We start from the raw sequence: 2,904 nt of genomic DNA, 5'->3' as shown, positions 1-2,904 counted from the left end.
GTTTGATGAAGCGCGTCAATTGGATCCTCAAAATCGGCCATGTACTTACACGAGTATCATGATGGCGAATCCCAAGACTGACAACTGCGTATCATTAGTCGACGTGATTGCGTTGAATCGTTACTACGGCTGGTACGTTGCCAATGGTGATTTGGCAACCGCTGAAAAAGCAACCCGAGATGAGTTGAAGGCATACTCCGACAAATTCCCAGACAAGCCCATCATGTACACCGAATATGGTGCCGACACGATTCCTGGGCTTCACAGTAATTACGACGAACCATTTTCAGAAGAGTTCCAAGAAGATTACTATCGTATGACGAGTAAAGTCTTTGATGAAATCCCACACTTTGTCGGCGAACAGCTGTGGAACTTTGCCGACTTCCAGACGAAATCTGGCATCCAGCGGGTACAAGGCAATAAGAAGGGAATCTTTACTCGGTCCCGGGAACCAAAGATGGTCGTCCGGTACTTGAAGAAGCGTTGGACAAACATTCCTGATTTTGGGTATAAAAAATAACAAAATATATATAATTTTGAAGATTTGAAAGCTGATATGACGCATTTTATGCGCGATATCGGCTTTTTGAAATTTCTTTGTAAACTTATTCACAAAGCATTGCAATTTTCCCGAATAAAGACTAGCCTTAATGTGTATTAAGCGGTTACAAAAAGAATCGTGTGAAGGGGGAAACATACTAATGTCAACGATTATTTCTACATTGAAAGAATCTGACGATGAGAACCGAGTGGCGATCACGCCGGACGTGGCGGAAAAGCTGGTTCACAAGGATTTTCAAGTGTTGGTTGAAAAAGGTGCAGGTGAGAAAGCGTTCTTTTCTGATCAAGCCTATGTTGACGCTGGGGCAACGGTTGTTAGTCGGGATGACGCGGTTTCAAAAGCGAACCTGATTGCAGTTATTAATCAGCCGGATGAGGCAACCCGCGCAAAGATTCATGAGGGCCAAATCCTGATTGGCTTGCTGAAAGCCTTGGTTGATACCGATGCTATTCAAGAACTGGCCAAACAAAAGGTAACGGCTCTCTCGTTTGAACTTTTGCCGCGGACGATTTCTCGAGCCCAAAGCATGGATGTGTTAAGCTCACAAGCTTCGATTGCCGGCTATAAAGCAGCTTTGGTTGCGGCCGATCAATTTGCCCGCTACCTGCCGATGATGATCACGGCTGCCGGGACTGCCAAGCCAGCTAAAGTATTGGTCTTAGGAACTGGTGTTGCCGGGCTTCAGGCAATCGGGACCGCCAAGCGATTGGGCGCAATTGTTTCTGGATACGATGTTCGCCCGGCTTCTCGAGGTGAAGTGGAATCACTGGGAGCGGAATTTCTGACCAGTTCAGTCAGTGCCGTTGGTGCGGGCGGATATGCCCGTCAGCTCTCAGCTGATGAACAAAAGCAGCAGCAAGACGAACTTGTTGGGTTCATTAAACAAAACGACATTGTGATTACAACTGCGCAGGTTCCTGGGAAAAAGCCACCGCTGTTGGTACCACAACAAGCGATTGATAATGCCAAATCCGGAAGTGTCTTTGTTGATCTGGCTGCCAGTGATTTAGGTGGTAACGTGTCCGGATCAAAACCGGGTCAAACGGTGATGACTGAAAATGGTGCCAAAATTATTGGGGCCGGGAATTTAGCGAGCCAGTTGGCAACGTCTGCTTCAGAAATGTTCTCGAAAAACGTCCAAGCTGTCATTAATGATATTGCTGACAAGGATGGCAATCTCAACATTGATTTAACCGACGACGTGATGAGCCAGTTGGTTGCAACCGACCACGGTGAAATTATTTCCGACCGGCTGCGGGATGCGTTGAATTTGCCGACCAAGCAGCCAGCTGAAGATGCGCCTGAAGAAGCAACCAAAGAAACAAAAGATGCTGACAAGGGGGATGAGTGATTATGAGTCAGGAGTTATATACGAATTTAGCCATTTTTGTTCTGAGCCTATTAGTTGGATTTGAAGTCATGAGTAAAATTCCTTCGACTTTACAAACACCAATGATGTCCGGCGCCAATGCAATTCACGGGGTCGTGGTTGTCGGGGCCTTTGTGATCGCAGCGGAAGCCAATAATTGGTATTTCTACATTCTCGCCTTCCTGGCAGCCTTTTTTGCCGCCGTCAACGTTGCCGGTGGTTATACGGTAACCGACCGAATGCTGGGGATGTTCAACCGGCCAAAAAAGCCGGCAGATTCTAACAAAGAAGGCGACAAATAATGTCAATGCTTAAAACACTTGCTTCGTTAATTTATTTGCTGTCGGCCGTCTGCTACGTGGTTGGTGTCCACATGATGCGTTCGCCGAAAACGGCTCGAAAAGGAAACATGCTGTCTGGATTAGGGATGGCAATGGCGGTCGTCATGATTCTGATTGAAATTATTGCTGACGGTAAAATCACCCTGATTGGGTGGACGGTTTTGTTTGTTGGCCTTCTAATCGGTATTTTATATGGGGTTATTAAAGCGCGTAAAGTGCCGATGACTGACGTGCCACAGTTGGTTTCGCTATTTAATGCTGTTGGTGGTGGTGCTGCCGCCACAATTGGTATCTTCGACTACACCCATGAGGCATTAGGAACTTCACTGAGTTTGGCCTTTTCAATTCCGGTCCTTCTCGACATTGTCATTGGAGGGATTACTTTCTCAGGTTCTTTGATTGCAACTGGAAAGTTATCCGGTCACGTTCCTGGCAAGCCAATTTCATTTCCCGGCGATAAGCTGATTAATGGGATCGCTGTTCTTGGAATCCTTGTGGCTGCCGTTTGGATGATTGGCTTTCCATCTGCGTACTGGCCATTGGTCTTGGCATTGCTTGCCAGCTTAATCTTCGGTCTGCTGATGACCTTGCCAATCGGTGGTGCCGACATGCCGGTTGTCGTATCGCTTTTG

At 47.0% G+C, this 2,904-nt stretch carries 4 protein-coding genes; all 4 read left to right on the top strand.

Annotated elements, in window-relative coordinates; genetic code table 11:
- Positions 1–520 (top strand): glycoside hydrolase family 2 TIM barrel-domain containing protein (locus AB3112_RS10355; RefSeq protein WP_367334442.1); only part of this gene is annotated, 520 nt, incomplete at its 5' end.
- Between the two features lie 181 nt (positions 521–701).
- Positions 702–1,913 carry an NAD(P) transhydrogenase subunit alpha gene (locus tag AB3112_RS10350; protein WP_367334441.1) on the top strand — a complete coding sequence of 404 codons (1,212 nt, stop codon included), beginning with the start codon at positions 702–704 and terminating at the stop codon, positions 1,911–1,913.
- 2 nt (positions 1,914–1,915) lie between these two features.
- On the top strand, positions 1,916–2,233 hold the full coding sequence (locus AB3112_RS10345; protein ID WP_057910911.1) for an NAD(P) transhydrogenase subunit alpha: 318 nt from the start codon (positions 1,916–1,918) through the stop codon (positions 2,231–2,233).
- Positions 2,233–2,904, top strand: a 672-nt coding sequence (locus AB3112_RS10340) for an NAD(P)(+) transhydrogenase (Re/Si-specific) subunit beta (RefSeq protein WP_367334440.1), incomplete at its 3' end; no start/stop codon positions are given. The genes AB3112_RS10345 and AB3112_RS10340, both read left to right, overlap by 1 nt.

This window comes from Lentilactobacillus sp., assembly GCF_040773105.1.
Classification (GTDB): Bacteria; Bacillota; Bacilli; order Lactobacillales; family Lactobacillaceae; genus Lentilactobacillus; species Lentilactobacillus parabuchneri.
Note: the sequence above shows the minus strand (reverse complement) of the source record. Positions and strands in the feature narration are given on the sequence as shown.

Bases quoted from the DNA above. Each gene is read 5' to 3' on its own strand.
- AB3112_RS10345 (WP_057910911.1), top strand. From the start codon at position 1,916: ATGAGTCAGGAGTTATATACGAATTTAGCCATTTTTGTTCTGAGCCTA.
- AB3112_RS10350 (WP_367334441.1), top strand. From the start codon at position 702: ATGTCAACGATTATTTCTACATTGAAAGAATCTGACGATGAGAACCGA.